21 protein-coding genes are annotated in these 19,640 nt (G+C 38.5%); 13 read left to right on the top strand and 8 right to left on the bottom strand.

Annotation, left to right across the window (positions count from 1 at the left end; all coding sequences use genetic code 11):
• Positions 1–20: 20 nt before the first annotated feature.
• From moaA to RQ359_RS03430, 4 genes are all read left to right on the top strand, one after another.
• A complete protein-coding gene (gene moaA, locus RQ359_RS03445) occupies positions 21–935 on the top strand; it encodes a GTP 3',8-cyclase MoaA (protein WP_156016087.1) in 915 nt (304 codons plus the stop codon).
• Positions 932–1,996 carry a M24 family metallopeptidase gene (locus RQ359_RS03440; RefSeq protein WP_054837766.1) on the top strand — a complete coding sequence of 355 codons (1,065 nt, stop codon included), beginning with the start codon at positions 932–934 and terminating at the stop codon, positions 1,994–1,996. Before moaA ends, RQ359_RS03440 begins: the two co-directional genes overlap by 4 nt.
• Before the next feature lie 78 nt (positions 1,997–2,074).
• The gene (gene folE, locus RQ359_RS03435) at positions 2,075–2,704 is read left to right on the top strand and encodes a GTP cyclohydrolase I (protein WP_054837765.1); all 630 of its coding nucleotides are present in this window, start codon (positions 2,075–2,077) and stop codon (positions 2,702–2,704) included.
• A 26-nt stretch (positions 2,705–2,730) separates the two neighbouring features.
• On the top strand, positions 2,731–3,627 hold the full coding sequence (locus RQ359_RS03430) for a DUF7343 domain-containing protein (RefSeq protein WP_156016088.1): 897 nt from the start codon (positions 2,731–2,733) through the stop codon (positions 3,625–3,627).
• 48 nt (positions 3,628–3,675) lie between these two features.
• On the opposite strand, the gene glnA is transcribed toward RQ359_RS03430, so the two are convergent.
• The 4 genes from glnA to RQ359_RS03410 form a co-directional block, all read right to left on the bottom strand.
• Positions 3,676–5,088: a type I glutamate--ammonia ligase gene (glnA, locus tag RQ359_RS03425; protein ID WP_156016089.1), complete on the bottom strand. Its 1,413-nt coding sequence runs from the start codon at positions 5,086–5,088 to the stop codon at positions 3,676–3,678.
• A gap of 118 nt (positions 5,089–5,206) precedes the next feature.
• Positions 5,207–5,812 (bottom strand): ATP-binding cassette domain-containing protein, encoded by a 606-nt coding sequence (locus RQ359_RS03420; protein WP_054837764.1) that lies wholly within the window; start codon positions 5,810–5,812, stop codon positions 5,207–5,209.
• Positions 5,809–6,207, bottom strand: coding sequence for a thioredoxin (gene trxA / locus RQ359_RS03415; protein ID WP_054837763.1), 399 nt, complete (start codon positions 6,205–6,207; stop codon positions 5,809–5,811). Before trxA ends, RQ359_RS03420 begins: the two co-directional genes overlap by 4 nt.
• Positions 6,208–6,211: 4 nt before the next feature.
• A complete protein-coding gene (locus RQ359_RS03410) occupies positions 6,212–7,561 on the bottom strand; it encodes a class I adenylate-forming enzyme family protein (RefSeq protein WP_156016090.1) in 1,350 nt (449 codons plus the stop codon).
• Between the two features lie 44 nt (positions 7,562–7,605).
• Here RQ359_RS03410 and RQ359_RS03405 point away from each other — a divergent pair, with 44 nt between their 5' ends.
• From RQ359_RS03405 to RQ359_RS03390, 4 genes are read left to right on the top strand one after another with little or no spacing between them, the layout of a single operon-like run.
• Complete coding sequence (locus tag RQ359_RS03405) at positions 7,606–8,481, top strand: beta-ribofuranosylaminobenzene 5'-phosphate synthase family protein (protein ID WP_054837762.1); 876 nt, start codon at positions 7,606–7,608, stop codon at positions 8,479–8,481.
• 8 nt (positions 8,482–8,489) lie between these two features.
• Positions 8,490–9,491: a PUA domain-containing protein gene (locus tag RQ359_RS03400; RefSeq protein WP_206338998.1), complete on the top strand. Its 1,002-nt coding sequence runs from the start codon at positions 8,490–8,492 to the stop codon at positions 9,489–9,491.
• A gap of 4 nt (positions 9,492–9,495) precedes the next feature.
• Positions 9,496–10,008, top strand: coding sequence for a gamma carbonic anhydrase family protein (locus RQ359_RS03395; RefSeq protein ID WP_083476894.1), 513 nt, complete (start codon positions 9,496–9,498; stop codon positions 10,006–10,008).
• Positions 10,001–10,969, top strand: a complete 969-nt coding sequence (locus RQ359_RS03390) for a radical SAM/SPASM domain-containing protein (protein WP_054837761.1) — start codon at positions 10,001–10,003, stop codon at positions 10,967–10,969. Before RQ359_RS03395 ends, RQ359_RS03390 begins: the two co-directional genes overlap by 8 nt.
• Here the strand turns inward: RQ359_RS03390 and xerA are convergent.
• Positions 10,966–11,817 (bottom strand): site-specific tyrosine recombinase/integron integrase, encoded by an 852-nt coding sequence (gene xerA, locus RQ359_RS03385; protein WP_054837760.1) that lies wholly within the window; start codon positions 11,815–11,817, stop codon positions 10,966–10,968. The genes RQ359_RS03390 and xerA overlap by 4 nt on opposite strands.
• Positions 11,818–11,860: 43 nt before the next feature.
• Entirely contained in the window at positions 11,861–12,634 is a 774-nt protein-coding gene (locus RQ359_RS03380; protein WP_156016092.1) for a hypothetical protein, read from the bottom strand.
• A 199-nt stretch (positions 12,635–12,833) separates the two neighbouring features.
• Between RQ359_RS03380 and RQ359_RS03375 the strand changes: the two genes are divergently transcribed.
• Entirely contained in the window at positions 12,834–13,769 is a 936-nt protein-coding gene (locus RQ359_RS03375) for an ornithine cyclodeaminase family protein (protein WP_054837758.1), read from the top strand.
• Between the two features lie 64 nt (positions 13,770–13,833).
• On the opposite strand, the gene RQ359_RS03370 is transcribed toward RQ359_RS03375, so the two are convergent.
• Together RQ359_RS03370 and RQ359_RS03365 are read right to left on the bottom strand one after the other, a co-directional pair.
• Positions 13,834–14,346: a cob(I)yrinic acid a,c-diamide adenosyltransferase gene (locus RQ359_RS03370; protein WP_054837757.1), complete on the bottom strand. Its 513-nt coding sequence runs from the start codon at positions 14,344–14,346 to the stop codon at positions 13,834–13,836.
• A 13-nt stretch (positions 14,347–14,359) separates the two neighbouring features.
• The gene (locus tag RQ359_RS03365; RefSeq protein WP_156016093.1) at positions 14,360–15,880 is read right to left on the bottom strand and encodes a cation:proton antiporter domain-containing protein; all 1,521 of its coding nucleotides are present in this window, start codon (positions 15,878–15,880) and stop codon (positions 14,360–14,362) included.
• A 101-nt stretch (positions 15,881–15,981) separates the two neighbouring features.
• Between RQ359_RS03365 and RQ359_RS03360 the strand changes: the two genes are divergently transcribed.
• The 4 genes from RQ359_RS03360 (at position 15,982) to RQ359_RS03345 (ending at position 19,513) form a co-directional block, all read left to right on the top strand.
• Entirely contained in the window at positions 15,982–16,983 is a 1,002-nt protein-coding gene (locus RQ359_RS03360) for an acryloyl-coenzyme A reductase (RefSeq protein ID WP_156016094.1), read from the top strand.
• A gap of 166 nt (positions 16,984–17,149) precedes the next feature.
• Positions 17,150–18,349, top strand: coding sequence for an amidase (locus RQ359_RS03355; protein WP_156016095.1), 1,200 nt, complete (start codon positions 17,150–17,152; stop codon positions 18,347–18,349).
• A 60-nt stretch (positions 18,350–18,409) separates the two neighbouring features.
• Positions 18,410–19,039: an archaeal proteasome endopeptidase complex subunit beta gene (gene psmB / locus RQ359_RS03350; RefSeq protein WP_173571495.1), complete on the top strand. Its 630-nt coding sequence runs from the start codon at positions 18,410–18,412 to the stop codon at positions 19,037–19,039.
• A gap of 30 nt (positions 19,040–19,069) precedes the next feature.
• A complete protein-coding gene (locus RQ359_RS03345; RefSeq protein ID WP_156016096.1) occupies positions 19,070–19,513 on the top strand; it encodes a YbhB/YbcL family Raf kinase inhibitor-like protein in 444 nt (147 codons plus the stop codon).
• Positions 19,514–19,640 lie beyond the last annotated feature (127 nt).

Below are 19,640 nucleotides of genomic sequence, written 5' to 3'. Positions count from 1 at the left end.
GGAAATAATAAGAGTATATTATGATTGATCGTTTTGGTAGACCTATTGAAGACCTAAGGATTACATTGACTCATGTCTGCAATTTCAAATGCTTCTTCTGCCATATGGAAGGTGAAGGGGACTCTTTCTATGGAGTTTCCAGACAAGGGATAGTTAATGTGGCTAAGGTTTCAAGGGAGTTTGGAGTTAGGACAATAAAACTCACGGGAGGAGAACCAACGTTAAGGAGAGATTTGTTTGAAATAATTGGAGATCTTTCCTCCCTAGGATTCGAAGTTTCAATGACTACTAACGGCTTTCTCCTAAGTGATTTAGCTGGCAAATTAAAAGAAGCTGGACTTTCCAGGGTAAATGTAAGTCTTCACGGTTCAGATCGTAATTCCTTCAAATCTATTACTGGCGTAGACGGATTTAGCAAAGTATTAGATGGAATAAGAAATGCAATTTCCGTCGGACTTAAGCCAGTGAAGGTAAACATTGTAGTTACGAAAAGGAATCTAGCTAACGTTGAAGCTACTATCTCTTTAGTTGACTCCTTAGGCGTTGATGAAATTCATCTAATTGAAATGCACCCAGTTGGACTGGGGAAGAACGCTTTTGATAGTCACGTTTTCCTTTACGATTTAGAATCTAAGTTGCAGAAAATTTCTATCAAAAAAGAAATAAGGTCTAAGCACATGAGACCTAGATATGTTATGCCGTCAGGCATGGTAATAGAGGTAGTTAAACCCTATGCTAATCCATTGTTCTGTGCAGGCTGTAACAGGATAAGGCTCACATCTGATGGTAAATTGAAGACATGCCTTTATAGAGAAGATCGCACAATAGATATTTCAAATATACTAGATAAAGGCGATATTGCAGAACCGATGATAAGGTCAGCATTTGAAATTGCGATAGCTATTAGAGAGCCTAACTTTAAGTATAAACTATGAAAAGACTTCAGAAACTTGAGGAAATAAGAGAAAGAAGCGGTTCAGAATGCGTAATTATAACTGCTGAACCTAATCTCTATTATTACGTTAACTTTGAGGGTGCAGGTTCTCTGGTTTTATGTGACGGCAGATCTACGTTAGTTGTTCCAGAACTTGAGAGGAACAGAGCTATGGAAGTTGGGTTGGAGGTCGTAAGTTACTTTCCTTTCAAAATAACTGAAAATACATTTGAAGGTTCAATGCTTTCCGTTTTTCAGAAACTTCTAGACGGTCACAAGAAAATTGGTATTGATATGAACTGGCTTAACTCTACAACGTTTCTTCAGTTCAAGAATCTATTATCAGATTTAATTGATGTGTCGGATCTAGTTTTAGAGCAAAGGTCCGTAAAGGATGATATGGAGATTTCAATGATAAAGGAAGCTGGCAAAATCACTTCCTCTGCAATGAAGGTAGGAATGGAAAAAGTTCTCTCAGGTAATGTGTCCGAAAAACAAGTTGCAGGTTATATAGATATGACAATGAAAGAAGAAGGTGCAGAAGACTACGCGTTTCCTTCCATAGTGGCATTTGCTGAAAACTCATCCAAGCCTCATCACATACCTTCTAATAAGGTATTTGAGAAGGGAATGCCAGCTGTAGTGGATATAGGGGCTAAATATAATGGATATTGCTTTGACAGTACTAGGACATTTATACCTTCCCCAAAGGAAGAAGTCAGGAAAATCTATGAGATTGTATTACAATCTCAACTTGAAGCAATAGACCAAGTTAGGGACGGTGCAAAAGCCTCAGAGGTAGACATGACAGCTAGAAAAGTTATAGAGAGATCAGGATACGGAAAGTATTTCATTCACTCCACTGGACATGGAGTTGGCATTGAAGTCCACGAGAAACCTTACGTGTCTTTCACATCGAGGGATATTCTCAAAGAGAATATGATAGTGACAGTTGAACCTGGAATATATATACCTAATAAGTTCGGGATTAGAATCGAGGATACTATCGTAGTAACTAAGGGCAAACCCGAGGTGCTAGAAACTTCCTACAAGCTTCTATAATCTATAGAGGCATTAAAAATGCTAGTTAGACCCTTTGTAAAAAAGTATTAATTTTAAGGAAGCAGATGGTAGGTTACAATGGAGAAAATAGGCTATAAAGAGAAAGTTATAGAGGAAATATCTAGGCACGTTAAGGAAATCTTAGAGCTTCTAGGAGAAGATACGAACAGGGAGGGTTTAAGGGAAACTCCAGCTAGAGTTGCCAAAGCTCTGTACGAGATGACGTCAGGTTTAAGGACAGATCCTCCCGAGATAAAGGTTTTCAAGCTTTCAGAGGGAGAGGAAGAAGGCGAATATGAAGAGGACCAACTTATAGTTGCAAAGGATATAGGTTTCTCCTCTCTATGTGAACATCACCTTCTTCCCTTTATAGGTAAAATACACGTAGCATATGTAGTAGGAAAGGGTGGAAGAGTAGCAGGTTTCAGCAAAATAATAAGAATAACCAATTATTACGCTTCTAGACCTCAAATACAAGAGAGGCTTGTATCGCAAATAGCAGATGCATTGATGAATAGCGAAGTTGAACCTAAGGGAGTCCTTGTTGTAGGAAGCGGAATACATATGTGCTCTTTCGTGAGAGGTGTTAAGGACAGGGAAGCTAATTTGGTTTCAATAGCTACAAGGGGAGTCTTGAAAACAAACCGCTCGTTGAGGAATCAAGCCATGAGGCTTATAGAATCGTCTACGAAGCAAAACTTATTATAGGCATTTTTGAAGATTTTCTATAATATATGTCAAGTAAGCATCTAATCCTTTCTTTGTTAAAGGAGAACGGAGGTAGCTTACCTCAATCTGAACTTAGAGAACTTACTAAGCTATCTAAAAGTAGATTATCAGAGATTCTCTCAGAGCTTGAAAAGGAAGGGTTAATAACAAGACAACGAATAATGGGTAAGAATCTAAACGTTTCCTTAAATAATTCCCTAAGAATAGGGATAATCGAGGCTGCAGAATATCCTTTTATCATTCCCTTTTACAAGATGGTCAAAAATGCAGGCTTTAACACTGAGTTGAGAGTTTATAGCGATGGAGTTAGCTTAACTAGAGATTTGGTCTTGGGCAAGTTAGATGTAGGTATGTCACCTGTAGTGACTCAATTATTTTTTAAAAATATTTTCAATAATATAGAAATAATAGCTGGAGGAGCTAAAGGAGGAGGGGGAATAGTGGGAGAACAATGCGGTAAGGTCGGATCAACCTTTATGTCTAGCATGGAAGCATGGGCTTTGGACTACTGTGAAGAAGCAGATATAGTACACGTTAAAGGTCCTAAGGATCTCATGAGGAAATTAGAAAGAAAGGAAGTAAATTCCATAGCAATTTGGGAACCTTATCTCACCAGTTTAAGGAACATTGGGTTTAAAGTAGAATACTTTGACCATGAGCATTGTTGTACATTGGCTGTCAGGAAAGGCATAAATGAGGAAAAAATTAAAATGATTTATGAGGAATCATTTTCATCGTTTTTATCATCGAAGGAGAGATGGTTGAGGGACTACGCTTACTTCCTAAATTTTGATTATTCAATTTTAAGTCAAGCTGTCGTAAACTATGAATTTGAAAGTTACCTTGACAATAAGGACATGGAAAAGATGAGGAAGGTTTCGATTTCGTTTAAAGATAGCTGAAAAATATAATCTCATTTTTTAATTAAAGGAAAGGTAGGAAAAAAGCTTCTATGAATCTAGATAGTAATACAGTTCCATAGGATGAGGATACATTTGTAGTGTTTTAGCTTCCTGTCTCTTTAGGTCGATGTAAGTGTCGATAATTGAATTACTGAACACGGGCTTGAGAAACTCCTTGTCACTTTCTAACTCGTCTAAGGCTTCATCTAGGCTTCTTGGCAGTTCCCTTATTCCTTTCTCTCTTCTTTTCTCAGGGGTTAGGTGATATATGTTCTCGTCTACAGGATCTCCTGGGTCCATCTTTTTGTTTACTCCATCTAATGCTGCCATTAGGACTGCTGAGAATAACAAGTAAGGATTAGTTGATGGATCTGGGGCTCTATACTCTATCCTTTTAGCATTCTCGATACCCCTGAAGTAAGATGGTACTCTTATTATTGCACTTCTGTTACCCCTGCTCCACGCTGTGTAGACAGGAGCCTCAAAGCCAGGGACTAATCTCCTGTAGCTGTTAACTGAGGGGGATGCTATAGCAGAAAGTGCCCTAGCATGATGCAATATTCCTCCAATTACATATCTTCCAGTCTGGCTTATTTCAGCATAATCGTCATTTGGATCGAACATTAAGTTCTTACCATCTTTGCTCCATAAGCTAAAGTGTGTGTGCATTCCAGTTCCGTTGTCTCCGTAGATTGGTTTTGGCATGAATGTTGCGGTAAGCCCATGCTTTGCAGCTACATTCTTAGTGACGTACTTTAGAGTCTGAACTTTATCTGCAGTATCAGTGAGGGTAGAGAATCTGAAGTCTATCTCTCCTTGTCCTGCTGTAGCAACCTCATGATGAGTAGCCTCGATTATAAACCCAAAATATTTAACTAGTGTATCTACTATTTCTACTCTAACGTCCATTAACTTGTCAACTGGAGGAGCTGGATAATAGCCCTCTTTATATCTAATTACGAAGGAACCGCTCCCTTCCCATGGAGATTCCCTTGCATGGATCTTATATCCAGTGCCTGATTGCGGGGTAGCAACATCTAGGTCCACTTTGTCAAACAGGAAAAACTCTAGCTCAGGACCAAAGAAAGATTTGTATCCACGCTCTTCTTGGAACTTCTCTGCCGTATTAGCTACACCTCTAGGATCCCTTTCAAATCTTCCCTTTCCTCCTCCCCAATATACATCAGTCAGTATCCTCATGACCCCAGCGGACCACGGAACCAACGACGCAGTATCAGCTATCGGCATTAGAACCATATCGCTTTCAAATATCTCTGTGAAACCCCTTATGCTGCTTCCGTCCAGTTTACCGAAACCGTTCTTAAAGCTCTCTAGCTCTACGTCAGTAGAAGGTATTGTTATGTGATGTAACCTACCTGGTAAATCGGTGAATTGTAGATCTACCCAGCCAAGGTTATTTTCCTTTATTAACTTTAGGACATCTTCTGGTGACTTTGGCATGATCGCCATTATTGATAAAGAGTATAAAAATCTTCATTATTATTTGACTTAACAATTTACAGTTTCTTATGCATAGATTCAGGTCAATGTTTGAAAATTTTTGAAAATGATCTTAAAACTAATATTCTCTTTTCAGTTTGCCGTTCATCATTATGTAATGATGATCAGTCATTTTTACGTCAGAAAGATCCTGTGTTATAAATATTAACTGGATAGAGTTAGCTTTACACAGTTTTAGATAAGTTTCCATGAAAGATGACTTGTCATTAATGTTAGAGAACCCTTCATCGACTATTAAGATGTCAGGTTTTCCCAGCAACGCAGTTGCAAGAGATATCCTTTCCTTGTTTCCTAGGCTTAAGTCTTCCACTTTCTTGTTAGTTTGTACCTTAAGTTCATTTATTACAGTCTCGATATCTAACTTGTTTCCTCTCTTAATTCCCTTCCTATAGCCCCACCTTAGGTGGTCTTCTGCCTTTAAGTTCCCTATATATGTCGAAGGAGTAACTAGTATAACTCCCCTTTCGCCTACCTTTTTACTTGTAACATCTATACCGTTTATTATAATGTAGCCTTCGTCTTCCTTCAAGGAGCCGTTTATTATTTTTGCAAGGCTGGACTTTCCACTTCCGTTTTCTCCAGTAATAGCTATAGTCCCCTCATCATCTATCGAAGAGTCCAAGAAGAATTCTCTTAACCTTTTCTTTACGTTTGCCCTTATCATTGTAGATATTTAGAAACAGCTTTCTCTAAAGTTTCTTCATCAATTGCACCTACAAGGGTATCCTCCAAATTTCCGTTAACGAAGATTAATGTAGTAGGAATGTTCATTATATTATATTTATCTGCTGTTTTGTTGTTCTCATCCACGTTCACCCTTCCGAAAAATGCCTTATCCTTATACTTTGAAGCTACCTTGTTGAAGACAGGTTCATACAAGTGGCAAGGGGCACACCAAGTGGCCCAAAAGTCTAGTACTACTACCTTATTTTTGGCCAAGATCTCGTCTATATTTTCATCCTCTACTGCCTGAATTTGGGAATGGTCGTCCTTTATTAACTTAGCCATCTCGGACAACCTCTCTGATATTTGCTTAACTAAATCATCGATCTCTGCCATGATTTTAACCTTCTATGTATACTCTCTTTAACCTCTTATAAAACGCTACCTTGCTGTTAACGTAATCAAGTAATTCCTTCTCTGTTATGCTTCCATTTACCTTAACTAAAGCGACCGGCTGCTGACCGAGATTTCCAGCATCTTCACCTTTGACTACAGCACTAGTCACCTTATGGTGCGAAAGAAGAATTTCCTCTAAGTCGCGAGGAAATATGGGATATCCCTTATATTTCAACATTCTCTTCCTCATTCCCTTAAAGTACAGAAGTCCCTTCTCGTCAAATGAAACTAAATCGCCTGTTTTAAGCCACTCTCCATGAAAAACCTTTTCCGTTTCCTTTTCGTCGCTATAGCCTAACATTAGCCAAGGAGACTTAACCCATAATTCCCCAGTCTCATTTGCCTTGGCATCTGTGCCGTCGTCCTTGACTACCCTTATATCCACGTTAGGTAAGGGCTTTCCTATGGAAATGACGTCAGAGAACTCCTTTGGTTGAAAGGTAAGAACCAAGCCTTCCGTGAAGCCGTACTGCTGTACTATGTCTTTTCCGTATTTTTCCTTAAATCCCTTTACAGTATTAGGGAAGAGAGGCGCCGCTGTACTGACGCACAGTTCCAGACTCTTGAGCTCCACGTTAGAAGAGTTAAATGCGTCATAAACCATAGGAACTGTAGCCAAGTAATTTAGATTGTATTTGGATATAGCACTTGAAGCTTCCTCTACAGAGAACTTCTTCATTACGTACATTTTACCCCCAGCTTCGAGGGTAACTCCGAGAACACTGTTTCCAAGAACGTGCGCTATGGGTACAGTAAGTATGGAGTTAACCTCTTTCAGGCCTATTGCCGAGAGCAGGGACTTAGCATTAAGACTGAGTCTTTGCGCACTATGTTTGACCTGCATTGTCTTCCCAGCTATTCCTGCATAATAATATACTATTCCGGTTTCGTCATCTGTATACGAATAAGGTTTGGAGAAAGCTCCAGATGGATTAACGTCAGTAATCACTTTATATCCTTTCATGAATTCTTTCTCCCTTTGAAGTATCTCCTCATCCGTGAATACTATATCTGGTGCTGAATCCTCCAGTATAAACCTCAAATCCTCAGCCGATGTAAGAGGGTCTATGGCTACTATCTTAGCACCAGCCCAGAACGATGCCAGATAATATAACACAGACTTAATTGAATTTCCCATAATATGTGCAACTGTGTCACCTGGCGATAACACTGATGCTATTTTTGAGACCTCTTCTCTTGTTTTCTCAAATGTTAGTGAGGCTTCCGAACTTACAAGAAAAATTGAGGATGGTTTCTGCCTATACCATTTTTCTAAAGTATCTCCGTAACTCAAATCTATCACGATACCCTTTAATCTTAGCCTATTATTTTTTGGTAATGATTGAAGTTCAGGGGATCTCAAGGATTCATATTACGCTTATAAATATGGATGGAATCTTAGGTAGGATAGATGGAGGTATAGGCATTGCCTTAAAAAACCCTAAGATCGTTGTTAGAGTTGGGGGATGCCAGCCATTTCCTTTAGATCTTCCCTTTAAAGTTCCAGGCATATGCATAGATGAAGATTATCCAGAGCATGTAGGCTTAGGTCATACCACTCAATTTAAGCTCTCTCTGGCTAAACTGGCATCTGAATATAATCACATGAACTATTCAATAAAAGAGTTGGCAAGGTTAGTCAAGAGAGGTTCTACTTCAGGCGTTGGCATTTATACCTTTGAATACGGGGGATTAGTTCTAGATGGAGGTCATTCGTTAAAAGTGAAAAAAGAGATGTTGCCTTCGGATTTCGCTGAATCCCCGCCGCCTTCCTTGTTGTTGCGAAGGAATTTTCCTTGGTTAGTTTATTTTAATATTCCGAAAGGTAAGAGGGTCTTCGGCAAGGAAGAACTGGAATTCTTCAGAAACGCAAAGGTGGAGGGCGTAGACATGCTTGCAAGGGTAATTTTAATGGAACTTCTGCCTTCGGTTGAGGAAAGGGATTTAGAGGGAGCGTTAGACTCTATACAGAGAATTCAGAACCTCGGTTTCAAAAAGCTTGAAGTGAATTTTCAAACCGATGAGGTTAAATCGTTGATGCGAGAAATGAAAAATCTAGGATTTCCAGCTGGACTATCTTCGTTCGGGCCTTTAGTTTATACCTTTGTCTCGTCGAGGAAAGAAGGAGAGGAACTAGTTGCACGTTTCGGAGGAAAGCTGACCGAACCTAATAATGAAGGGGCGAAGGTTAAATGGAGTACGACGACTTCGTAATGGAAGAATTGAGAAAGGTTTATGGTAATCAGGTTAACGAATTTCTTTCAGACATAACTAAACCTAACCCAAGGCTTTACGTGAGGGTGAACACAATTTTGGCAGATCCAGCAGACGTAGCAGAAGAACTTGGTTTCATGAAAGATGAGGACTTTAAAGAGGCAATTTATACGCCAATTAAAGGTCCATTCAAGGTTGAAATCAACGATGGAATAGTCATAGTGGATAAGAAAACCGCTGAAAGCGTCATGGTTGGGGCCGATGTGTTTAGACCAGGGGTCAAGAAAATCAAAGGTAAAACTGGGCAGAGAGTTACGGTTGTCAGTGAGCGTGGCGATCCCGTTGGAGAAGGAGAGTTGGTAAACTCGTATAACGTTGTAGTGAGAGTAGACAACTCATTATATTCTTCAGTCAAGATAGCTGAACTCTTACCTCTGAAGGAAGGTAAAATTTACGTTCAAGGTAAATCATCAATGTACGTAGCTAAGATTCTTGATCCTAGACCAGGTGAGTTAATAGTGGATATGAATGCAGCACCAGGGGGAAAGCTGACCCATATAGCCCAGCTTCAACCTAAAGCTAGGATTCTAGGATTTGATCATACCTCAAAGAAGGTAGATAAAATCAGGGAATTGTTATCCCGTATGAAATTGCCAGCTCAGGTTTTCGAGGCAGACTCGAGGTATCTTTACGAGGACTTTAACCTTAAAGACGTTGACAAGGTTATAATAGATCCGCCCTGTTCCGCTATGGGTTTAAGACCTAAGCTTTATGATAAGAAAACTGGAGAAGACCTAATAACTTTTTCAAGGTATCAAAAGCAATTCCTTAACTCAGCCTTCAAAGTATTAAAGAAAGGAGGTACTGTGGTATATTCTACATGTACAGTTACGGAGCTAGAAAATGAAAAAGTAATAGACGATCCAAGATTTGAGGTAGAATACCAAATAAGGTTCCACCCAATGCAAGGGATGACAGGCTTTTTTATAGCAAAGCTAGTAAAAAAATAACGATATGCCTTTAGAAGACTTCATGGGGAAATACCCTAGAATAAACGGAAAGGCTTACTTGCACCCAACCAGTTACGTAATAGGCGATGTCGAAATAGGTGAGATGAGCAGCGTTTGGCATTACGTCATAATAAGGGGCGATAACGATTCAATTTCAATAGGATCTGGTTCTAACGTACAGGAGAATTCGTCAATTCATACAGACCCTGGGTTTAAAGTTACAATAGGCGACAAAGTTACAATAGGTCACAACGCGGTGGTTCATGGTGCGTCGATAAGCTCTAACGTAATTGTTGGCATGGGATCGATTCTGCTTAACGGCTCCAAGGTAGGGGAATTCTCAATAGTTGGTGCTGGCTCTGTGGTTACAGAAGGTAAAGAGATTCCCCCTTACAGTTTGGCTTTAGGGGTTCCAGCTAGAGTCGTTAGGAAACTAAAGGAGGAGGAAATAAAAGTTATAGAGGAGAACGCTGAAGAATATATAAATCATGTGAAGAGGTTCTTGTCAAATGGGTAGAGACCTTAAAGCAATAAAGTGGTTTGTGGATACTCAGTTACTCAAGGATCAGTTTAATCCAGCTTACGCCACATTTAAGGTGACTTCCAAATGTAACCTTAGGTGTACATTCTGTAACCCTTCCTACTACAGTGGAGAACTCGGGGAAGCACCAACTGAGAGAGTCAAAAAGATAATAGATAATATGAGAGATTCATCCGTTATCGTTTTATCCTTTGAAGGAGGAGAGCCTACATCTAGACCAGACATTCTAGATTTATTGCAATATGCTCACGACGGATCATTTTATATTATGCTAACTTCCAATGGGTATAGACTTATGGATGAGGATTTCCTTACTAAACTTGCAGACAAGATAGATTTCCTCCATTATTCTATTGACGAATATCATTGGAACGTCAAAAGTCTAGATTATCTATGCAGGTTTAGGAAGTATGGGCTTAAGGTAAATGTGCAAACCGTTGTAACAAGGTTCAATATTGACAAGTTAGAGGAGAAGGTAAGGAAAGTTAGGGAATGCGGATATAAGATATTGGCAATGCCAGCCGTGGACTACCCAGATTCTAAGGTAAAATTAGCCCCAGACCCTGAGAAGTTTTACAGAGTTATGTCAGATTTAAAGGCGAAATACGGTTCGACCTTAAATAACTCGTGGGGTTTCATAAATGCCCTCATAGGCAAGGTACCTTCTAGGGTTACAAGCTACGCCGTAACTGTTTATCCCAACGGTGACCTCCCATATCCTGACGACATAAACGGCGAAGTAGTAGGAAATCTAGCTGAGCAGAAGCTGAAGGAAATAATGAATTCAGACAAAGTAAAATTCCTTCAGAAGAAAATGCTAGAGGATCAGGCAAGGTTTGAATATTTACACTTACAAACGGCTTCATTCAATAGCGTACGCGATTTACTTTCCTACGCCGTAGAAATGGCTAAATGGCGTTTTACTGGAAAGGCTTAACCGAACGCCCTTCTATACATTTCCTTTATGTCGTCACTAATCAAATGCGTGTATATCTGAGTCGTCTTTATATCATGATGTCCAAGTAACCTTTGAACTACTGGCAGTGGAACTCCTCTTTTGATTGCAAGAGTTGCAAACGTATGCCTCATTATGTGAGGTCTTAAATTTTCTATTCCGCACCTTTTTCCCGCTCTCCTAATCATTTTATAAAGGGCTTGATAACTCATGTCGAAAATTCTAGTATCATTATCAATTCCTTTAATATATGCTCTTAGAAGCCTTCCAGTTTCTTCTGTGAAGAATACTATCCTTTCCTCTCCGTTTTTAGTATTCCTTAACCTAATTCTTCGTTCTTCTAGATTTATGTCAGACGGTCTAATTGAAAGTAGCTCGTTAGCACGCATTCCAGTTTCTGCCAAAAGTCTCAATATAAGTTTTGTTTTCTTTCCCCTTGCATGTAATATGAGATCGTTCAGCTGGCCTTCGCTTAAAGATGAGAATTCCCTTCTTCTAATCCTAGGCAAGGGTACCTTCAATTCCCTTCCAATCCACTTTAAATATCTCCGCACGGCTATGGCGTAATATCTCAAAGTGACCGACCTAGCCCTTTTCCTTTCTATTTCGTCACCTTTCGCTTTTCCTTCCCTTTTCATTAGGTCAATCAACCAATTATTGAAATCCGCTTGTGTAATCTCACGAGGATCTTTATCTACGAAGTTTAAGAAGTCTTTTACGGCAGAGGAATACAGCTTTACTGTTCCGTTTCCTGCGCCTGCTACAATCAACGCATTAATGAAAGATTCTACGGAATGATCTTCTGAGGAATTGCCTATTTCAAGCTTCATGTTTAAGAGGTTGTTTCAAAAAATTAATAATAGGAAAGGCACCTTACTTTTGCCCCTCAAGTCTTTTCTTATTTACTGCAGTAAGGTATACGTAGACGTTAACCTTGAATTGTCCTTTTACGTTATTAAGTGCAGTTTCATCCCTTATCTCAGCATTTCCGTCATTAATATAAACGCCCTTAAATTCTCCATTTAACATTAAAACCCTAAAAGAAATACCCTCACCTAGACCAGATATATAAACTACTGGATATTTAGCTAGATCTGTGAATTGATTTTCTAAGTAGACTGCCAAGTTAGGAGATACGTTCACACTTTCGCTTCTTTCCAATTTTGACTTTAGGAGTATTTTAGATACATCAGAAATTTTTCCTAAATCTAAATTACCAAAGTCAATTCCAGTGAAAGGCGAATTCTGCTCCTCCTTTATTTGATCCTTTATTGTCTTCGCTATCCCATCACCTATTATGGGCAATGCCTTGCCTGCTATCCATTCTTTCTCTCCAACGTATTTCAACATAACCTTAATTGAGCAATCTTTCGCACCCTGACTTAGGGAGAACATTATTTCCAGTAACGAAGCCTTAGCCTTCAGCTTATATTCTATAAAGTCTCTTCCTATTAATCCTAGCTCTACTGTAAACACATCCTTGTATGAAAATAATCCCATTCTATTAAACTTAAGGGTTATTTCGTCCCCTTTTATGCCGACTACAAACGGCAGGTTGGTTATTATATTGTTCCTATCCATTAGCCATTTTTCCGCAGTTTTACACGGAGCATTGACTATGACCTCCTGCGAGTGTAATTTAGTCATATCATATTCTATAAAAAGGATGTTTTTAAGTATGGCTACCATGTCTGACAGTTTCATTATGCTATTTTGGTTAACATTGTTAATGTATCATATCAGTTTTTCACTAATTTTTTTTAAAATTAAACTAAGTTTAAAAATTCATTTTAGTATCTAGAATTAACTGTAAAAAAGTTTTAGCTAAGCTCTAATACATTGATTTATGGAGTTATTAGTCCTATCTAAAGAAGACCTACTAAAAATTTCTGATGCGGAAACACTGGTAGATTCTGTAAAGATAGCTTTCTCATCTTTCTCCAGCGGTAAGATGAAACAGCCAGAAAGACATGTGGACTTTGTTAAGGGAAATTGGTGGGGAACTATGATAGGTTTTAACGATCAGATGTTTGGAATAAAGATAGTAAATGTAATAAATGAGAACAGATTGAAGGGGCTTCCGGCAGTTAATGGTGTTGCTATACTTTTCTCTGCTGATACCGGGGAACCTCAATGCTTAACTGAGGGCTCGACACTTACGGCATTGAGGACAGCCTCAGCTAGTGTTCTGTCAACATGGTTAGCGTTGCGGAAAAAGTCCATAGGAACGTTGGGGATAGTCGGGGCAGGAGATGAAGCATTTTATCATGCGAAGTTAGCACAAGAGTTTTTCTCTATAGAGAAGATAATGATAACGGCCAGGAAGTCGCATATAGATTTAGCGATGAAATTAGGCTTGCTCGCAGTTGACAAGGTCAAATTACTTAACTCCGCAGATGTGATATTTTCTACCACCTCCTCACAAGATCCAGTAATTTTAGGGAAGATGCTGAAAGATAACTTCCACGTTTCCAGCATAGGTGCACATACTCCTAGTTCTAGAGAATTAGACGACGATGTAATTCTGAAGGCAAGGACAATCATGGTAGACTCGAAGGAGGCAGTGTTCAGAGAAAGCGGAGATTTGATCATACCTCAGAATGAGGGATTACTTAATGATAAAAACGTTGTGGAAATAGGCGACATAATTAACAATGGTTATACAATAGATACGCCTTCAATTTTCAAGACTGTCGGAATAGCGTCTCAGGACGTTTTTACTTTAAGTTCAGTTTGCAAGAAAGCTAAGGAAGAAGGGGTAGGAAAGCTTATAAAATTATAGAAAAATTTTTTAGATATAAAATTAACCTGAAATAATTATAATTTCTAATAAGCTATATCGTTGGTTAACCTTTCCATATTACATCCGGGTTGTTTGTTTTTCTGTTAACCCATAAAGCCATTACAAATAGCAGTGACGACAACCTATTAAGGTAGACTAAATGTGAATCCTTAACTTTTTGCCTTCTTGCCAGCGTAACAACACTTCTTTCACTCCTCCTACATACGCTCCTAGCTAAATGAAGAAATGCAGAAGCTTTGTGTCCACCAGGTAAGACGAAGTTCTTTAAGGGAGGTAATTCCGATGAAAATCTCTCAATTGATGTCTCTAAGTACTTTACTTTGTCATTTCCAAATCCCATGTCAAATCCAGCAACTTCAGAAGATAATGCGAAAATATCGGACTGTATAGTAGATATACATTCGGCCAATGGAGGATACAAAGAAGATATGACACCTAAAATAGAGTTCAGTTCATCTAAATTACCTAAAGCATCAACTATGTCATCATCCTTCCAGACTTCACCTACGGATGGAACCTTCGTCTTTCCCTTATCCCCTGTGCCAGTATACCACATTTCGTAAATACTTTCATTCTCCTATTAAAAGTCTCATTATTTCTCTTTCATAAAGCACATTAACGAGTTTACCCTTATCATCAATTACAGATATTATTGGCTTTTCTGTCTCTCTAAAGATCTTCATTGCATCGATTACCTTAGATTTTTCATCTATAGTCTCAATTTCATCAAGTTCTACGTCGCACACCCTGAGTTTATCATAGAGGGAGGGATCTACTGCTATGGCTGTATTCATTGAGACGTAACCAATTGGTCTCATATCTCTATCCACTACTGCAACACCTCTTACTTTTCTGTCCATTAATACTTTTATAGCGTCGCTAAGTCTATCCTCACAAGCTACATAGACTAATTCTCTATTTAACGAAGATATCTGTTGGGAAAGTTTTATTTTTCTATCTCCAAAGCTAGCTTCGCTTTTAACTCCATAAATTCTCTTAAAAACAACTGGAATTATTAGAGTGGACACAGTTATTGCTAAAACTGATTCAGAATATTCAATTCCATTTATGTAGCTCAAAGATAATGCAGTTATCAATAATGAAGTATCCACGCCCCCCTTCACTGACGTGCCCATAGCGTTGAAAAACAACGGTAGCCTTATAATTTTTGACGTCGCTGCACCTACAAGTATCTTGGATAATATAGTAACTACAGATAAGATAATTCCTATTTCAAATATAAGAGCTGTAACCCTTACAAAGTAAAGTCCAATGCTCACAAAGAAAAGCGGTTCGAAGAAACCGTAAGTGAATGCATGCAATTTCTCCCTCAGTTCTGGCCTATCCCTTAAGTAGTCCTTCAAGAGAAAACCTAGGAAAAGTGCTGCTATAGCTGAATTGAATTTATATGTCTCTGCTATGAAACCAATTACTAATATAGCGGAAATAATTCCTGCAAATTCAATTTCTCTAACCTTAAAGATTAATTCTAAACGTTCTAAGCCTAGAGAAATATATCTTCCGGTCAAAACTATGCCAGTCATGATTGCTATTACTTCAACTAAGGAGATCAGGAGTTCTTTAGTATTTTCTAATATCGCAAAAAGAATTACTGCTATTATTTCATTAATTATCACTTGATAAAAAAGGAAGTTACCCTGCTGTTTTTTGCTGTATCCCACGTCTATCAACAATCTAGTCAAAGGACCTGCACTGCTCATGGCCAAAGGGACTGAAAGCAGGAGAAAATTTTCTGGTCTTCCTATGTAGTATAAGGTTAAAACTAACGCAAGAAATGGAATAGTTAATTGAACTACTGATGAGATAAAGAATTTAATTTCAATTTCTCCTCTTATATCAAATTCTTCTGCTCCAGCCAGAAATAAAAGGAATATTATTCCTAGAGATGTAATAAACGATATAATCTCGTTTATATGTATGATACCAAAGCCTCCATCTCCTACAACTATGCCAACCATTATTGAACCTACAAATGGTACTAATCCTATCCTTCTGAACCCCTCCTCCATTAACTTGGCTAGGATAAGAAGTATTCCCAAATAGAGAAGGGAAATCACCTCTATAGACATCACGAAAATTTATTTTGTTACTAAATAATGGTATCGTCCATTTATGGAAGACTAAGTGGAGAATAGTAGTGCTTATATTTTTTAGACAATATAAACAAGTCATGAAAGCTGTAGTAGTAACTGGGCACAAACAAGGATATAAAGTTCAAGACATACCAGATCCTAAACCTGATAAAGGAGAAGTGGTAATCAGAGTAGATAAGGCTGCCCTTTGCTATAGGGATACTCTTCAGCTTAAAGGGTTTTATCCTAGGATGAGATATCCTGTAGTTCTTGGACATGAAGTAGTTGGTACGATAGAGCAGGTAGGCGATGGTGTTACCGGTTTTAAGGAAGGGGATAAGGTGATATCCCTCCTTTATGCTCCAGACGGTGAATGTGAATACTGTAAGGCCGGAGAGGAAGCCTATTGCCATCATAGATTAGGCTACTCTGAAGAGTTGGATGGATTCTTTGCAGAGAAAGCTAAACTAAAAGTTACGAGCGTAATAAAGGTTCCTCAAGGCACTTCAGACGATGGTGCTGTCCTAGTACCATGCGTAACTGGAATGATATACAGAGGTCTAACAAGAGCTAAAATAAAGAAAGGTGAAACTGTTTTAGTTACTGGAGCAAGCGGTGGTGTCGGAATTCATGCAATACAAGTAGCCAAAGGCTTGGGAGCTAAGGTGATAGGAGTGACCACTTCTCCAGACAAGGCTGACATAGTGGGCAAGTATGCAGATCATGTAATTGTAGGAAAGGAGTTCTCTTCTGAAGCTAAGAAAATCTCAGACGTTCATATCGTCATAGATACAGTGGGAACTCCAACCCTAGAGGAATCCCTGAAAAGTCTTTGGATGGGAGGAAGGATAGTACAGATAGGTAATGTAGATCCTGCAGCTCCTTTTAATCTAAAGTTAGGATATGTAATTCTAAAGGACATTGAACTTATAGGCCATGCATCGGCTACAAAAAAGGATGCAGAGGGAGCATTGAAACTAACTGCAGAAGGTAAAATAAATCCAGTAATAGCTGGTACTGTAAATTTAGAGGACATTGATAAAGGATATGAGTTATTAAAAGATAAATCCAAGATAGGAAAGGTATTGTTAAAACCATAAAATACAATATATGTTTATATTTGAAAAATTAATAGCATTTTACTTGTATTACTAAAAAGCTTAATAGGTATAACCAGGATAAATGAAAACATGAGTAATGAGAGCAAATATCAAGTTGATCCCTTATCTATAAAAATGCCTCCTCCACTTTTCTGCATGAGTGAAAATGACGTTAGAAGAATTAAACTCGAAATACAACGCCTTTATAACATTTCATGAAATAAACCCGATAAGAGAAGGTCAGCTAACTGGTCTCACATTTGGCATTAAGGATATCTTCTTAACTAAAGGAGTCAGGACAACTGCTGGATCGAGAATTCTAAAGGACTATGTTCCGTCTGAAAACGCGTATGTTGTAGATCAAATTTTGAGGAATGGGGGTAAAATATTAGGGAAGACCAATACACATGAGTTCGCCTTAGGCGCAACAAATACATCATCGATTGCTGGACCAGCCAAGAACCCTTACGATCCATCAAGGATAAGTGGTGGTTCAAGTGGGGGTTCTGCTGTAGCTGTAGCTTTAGACATGGTAGATGTGGGCATAGGCTCAGACACTGGTGGTTCAATTAGAATACCTGCGTCTCTTTGCGGGGTTATAGGATTCAAACCTACAACAGGATTGATACCTACAGACGGAGTCATTCCATTCAGCTGGTCTATGGATACTGTTGGAATAATATCAAAGTCTCTCGATAAACTGGCTAAAGTCTTCACTTCATTACTTCCACAAGAAAAGAAAAGAATAATAGTATCTCAAGTTCCCTCTAAATTGAAAATAGGGACCTTCTTGTTCGGAGAAGACGATGGTTCACTATTGCTTAAAACTGCTTTAGTTAAACTATCCTCAGAGTTCGATGTAAAGTCAGTTAACTTGAATATGTTAACTTATTTTGGTGGACATATAAGACAAACTATAGCGGTTGCTGAAGCATCATCCTACCACAGGGAGTGGATTACATCACAGCCAGGGTTATATTTTGAGGATACAAAGAAAATTCTCATGTCAGGGCTTAACATTTCTGCAGTAGATTATATTGATGCTATGAGGGCAAGAAGATCTTTATTGGAAGAATACGTTAAAGCATTCAAAGAAGTAGATGTCATAATTTCTCCTACAACTAAAATAGTGGCTCCTAAAATTGACGAAGTAAAGGGAAGAGAGGTAGACTTTAGGTTTCAATTAATATCAAATACTGAGCTATTTAGTGTAGTAGGTGCACCTTCAATATCTATACCCGTAGCTAAGGATGAAAATGGCTTACCAATAGGTCTAATGATCAGTGGTGAACCCTTCAGTGACGGCAAACTATTGAAAATAGCCTCTCTTCTATTTGATATGCTAGTTTCTAAGCAAGTTTCTTAAGCTTTCAAGCCTATCATGATTTGGTGTGTTTATAACTTGGTAGAAACTAACCTGAGAGAAGTGAACCTTAAGAACAAAATATTAAAGGGAACTACAACTGTAGGGCTGAAGGTAAAAGATGGTGTAGTGTTAGCTGCTGACAGGAGGGCTAGTGCAGGAGTTTATGTAGCTCATAAATACGTTAGGAAAGTTCTTTACGTTACTGACACTATAGGAGTAACAACTGCTGGGAGCGTAGCAGATATTCAGTTCGTTTATGAAATATTAAAGAATATATACAATTATAACAAGATAAGCGGAAGTGGTCCTATAACTGTGAAGGGCCTAGCGATGTATTTAGGTACAATGTTATCTAGAAACAAGTATTTTCCCTACTTAGTTCAAATATTATTAGGTGGATATGACGAAAGTGGAGCATCTCTTTATAACCTAGATTACATAGGAGACGTTACTGAGGAGAGATACACGGCCACAGGATCAGGTTCTCCGGTAGCTGTAGGTGTGCTAGAGGACGGTTATAGGGAAGATCTTACATTAGACGAAGCTGCGGATTTAGCTAAAAGAGCTGTCTTTTCAGCAATAAAGAGGGACTCATTTACTGGTACTGGTGTAATAGTTACTAAATTAAGCAAGAACGGCCATGAAGAAAAGGAGTATTATATAAAGAAAAATACATCTATAGAGCAATAATTTTTACCCGCCTCCTTAAAGTTTCTATATATGATAGTCAAAGCACCTTTTAAAGAAGGAGAAGAGATTCCTCAGAAGTTTACATGTGAGGGGGATGACGTTTCTCCCCATATCTCATGGGACAAAGTAGACGGTGCAAAAAGTTACGCCCTCATAATGGAGGATCCAGATGCACCTTCTGGATTATTTGTGCACTGGATAATTTACAATATTAAAACTAATTCTCTAGCTGAGAATATGCCAAGGAAAGAAAGGATAAATGAGATAATACAAGGTGAGAACGACTTCGGAAATATAGGATATGGCGGACCTTGTCCACCCAAATCACACCCGGCTCATAGATATTTTATACGAGTTTATGCCCTAGACGCAGAGGTGACAAGAAAGATGAGCCTAGAAGAACTACGAGAGTTCATCTCTTCTCACAAGCTAGATAGCGGGGAGATAATGGGACTATATAAGAGAAAGAGATGAATATTCCTAAAGGTAGAGGACTGTATTGAAACTTAAATTGAGCAAAAATATAAATTGAGTTTGATTAACTGATTTCTTTCTTAGTAATTTGGCTATTAAAAAGCAGATAAATGAGGGCAAGATACAT

This window comes from Sulfuracidifex metallicus DSM 6482 = JCM 9184, assembly GCA_032834875.1.
GTDB lineage: Archaea > Thermoproteota > Thermoprotei_A > Sulfolobales > Sulfolobaceae > Sulfuracidifex > Sulfuracidifex metallicus.
The sequence above is the reverse complement of the archived record's forward strand: the minus strand, read 5'-3'. Positions and strand labels throughout refer to the sequence as shown.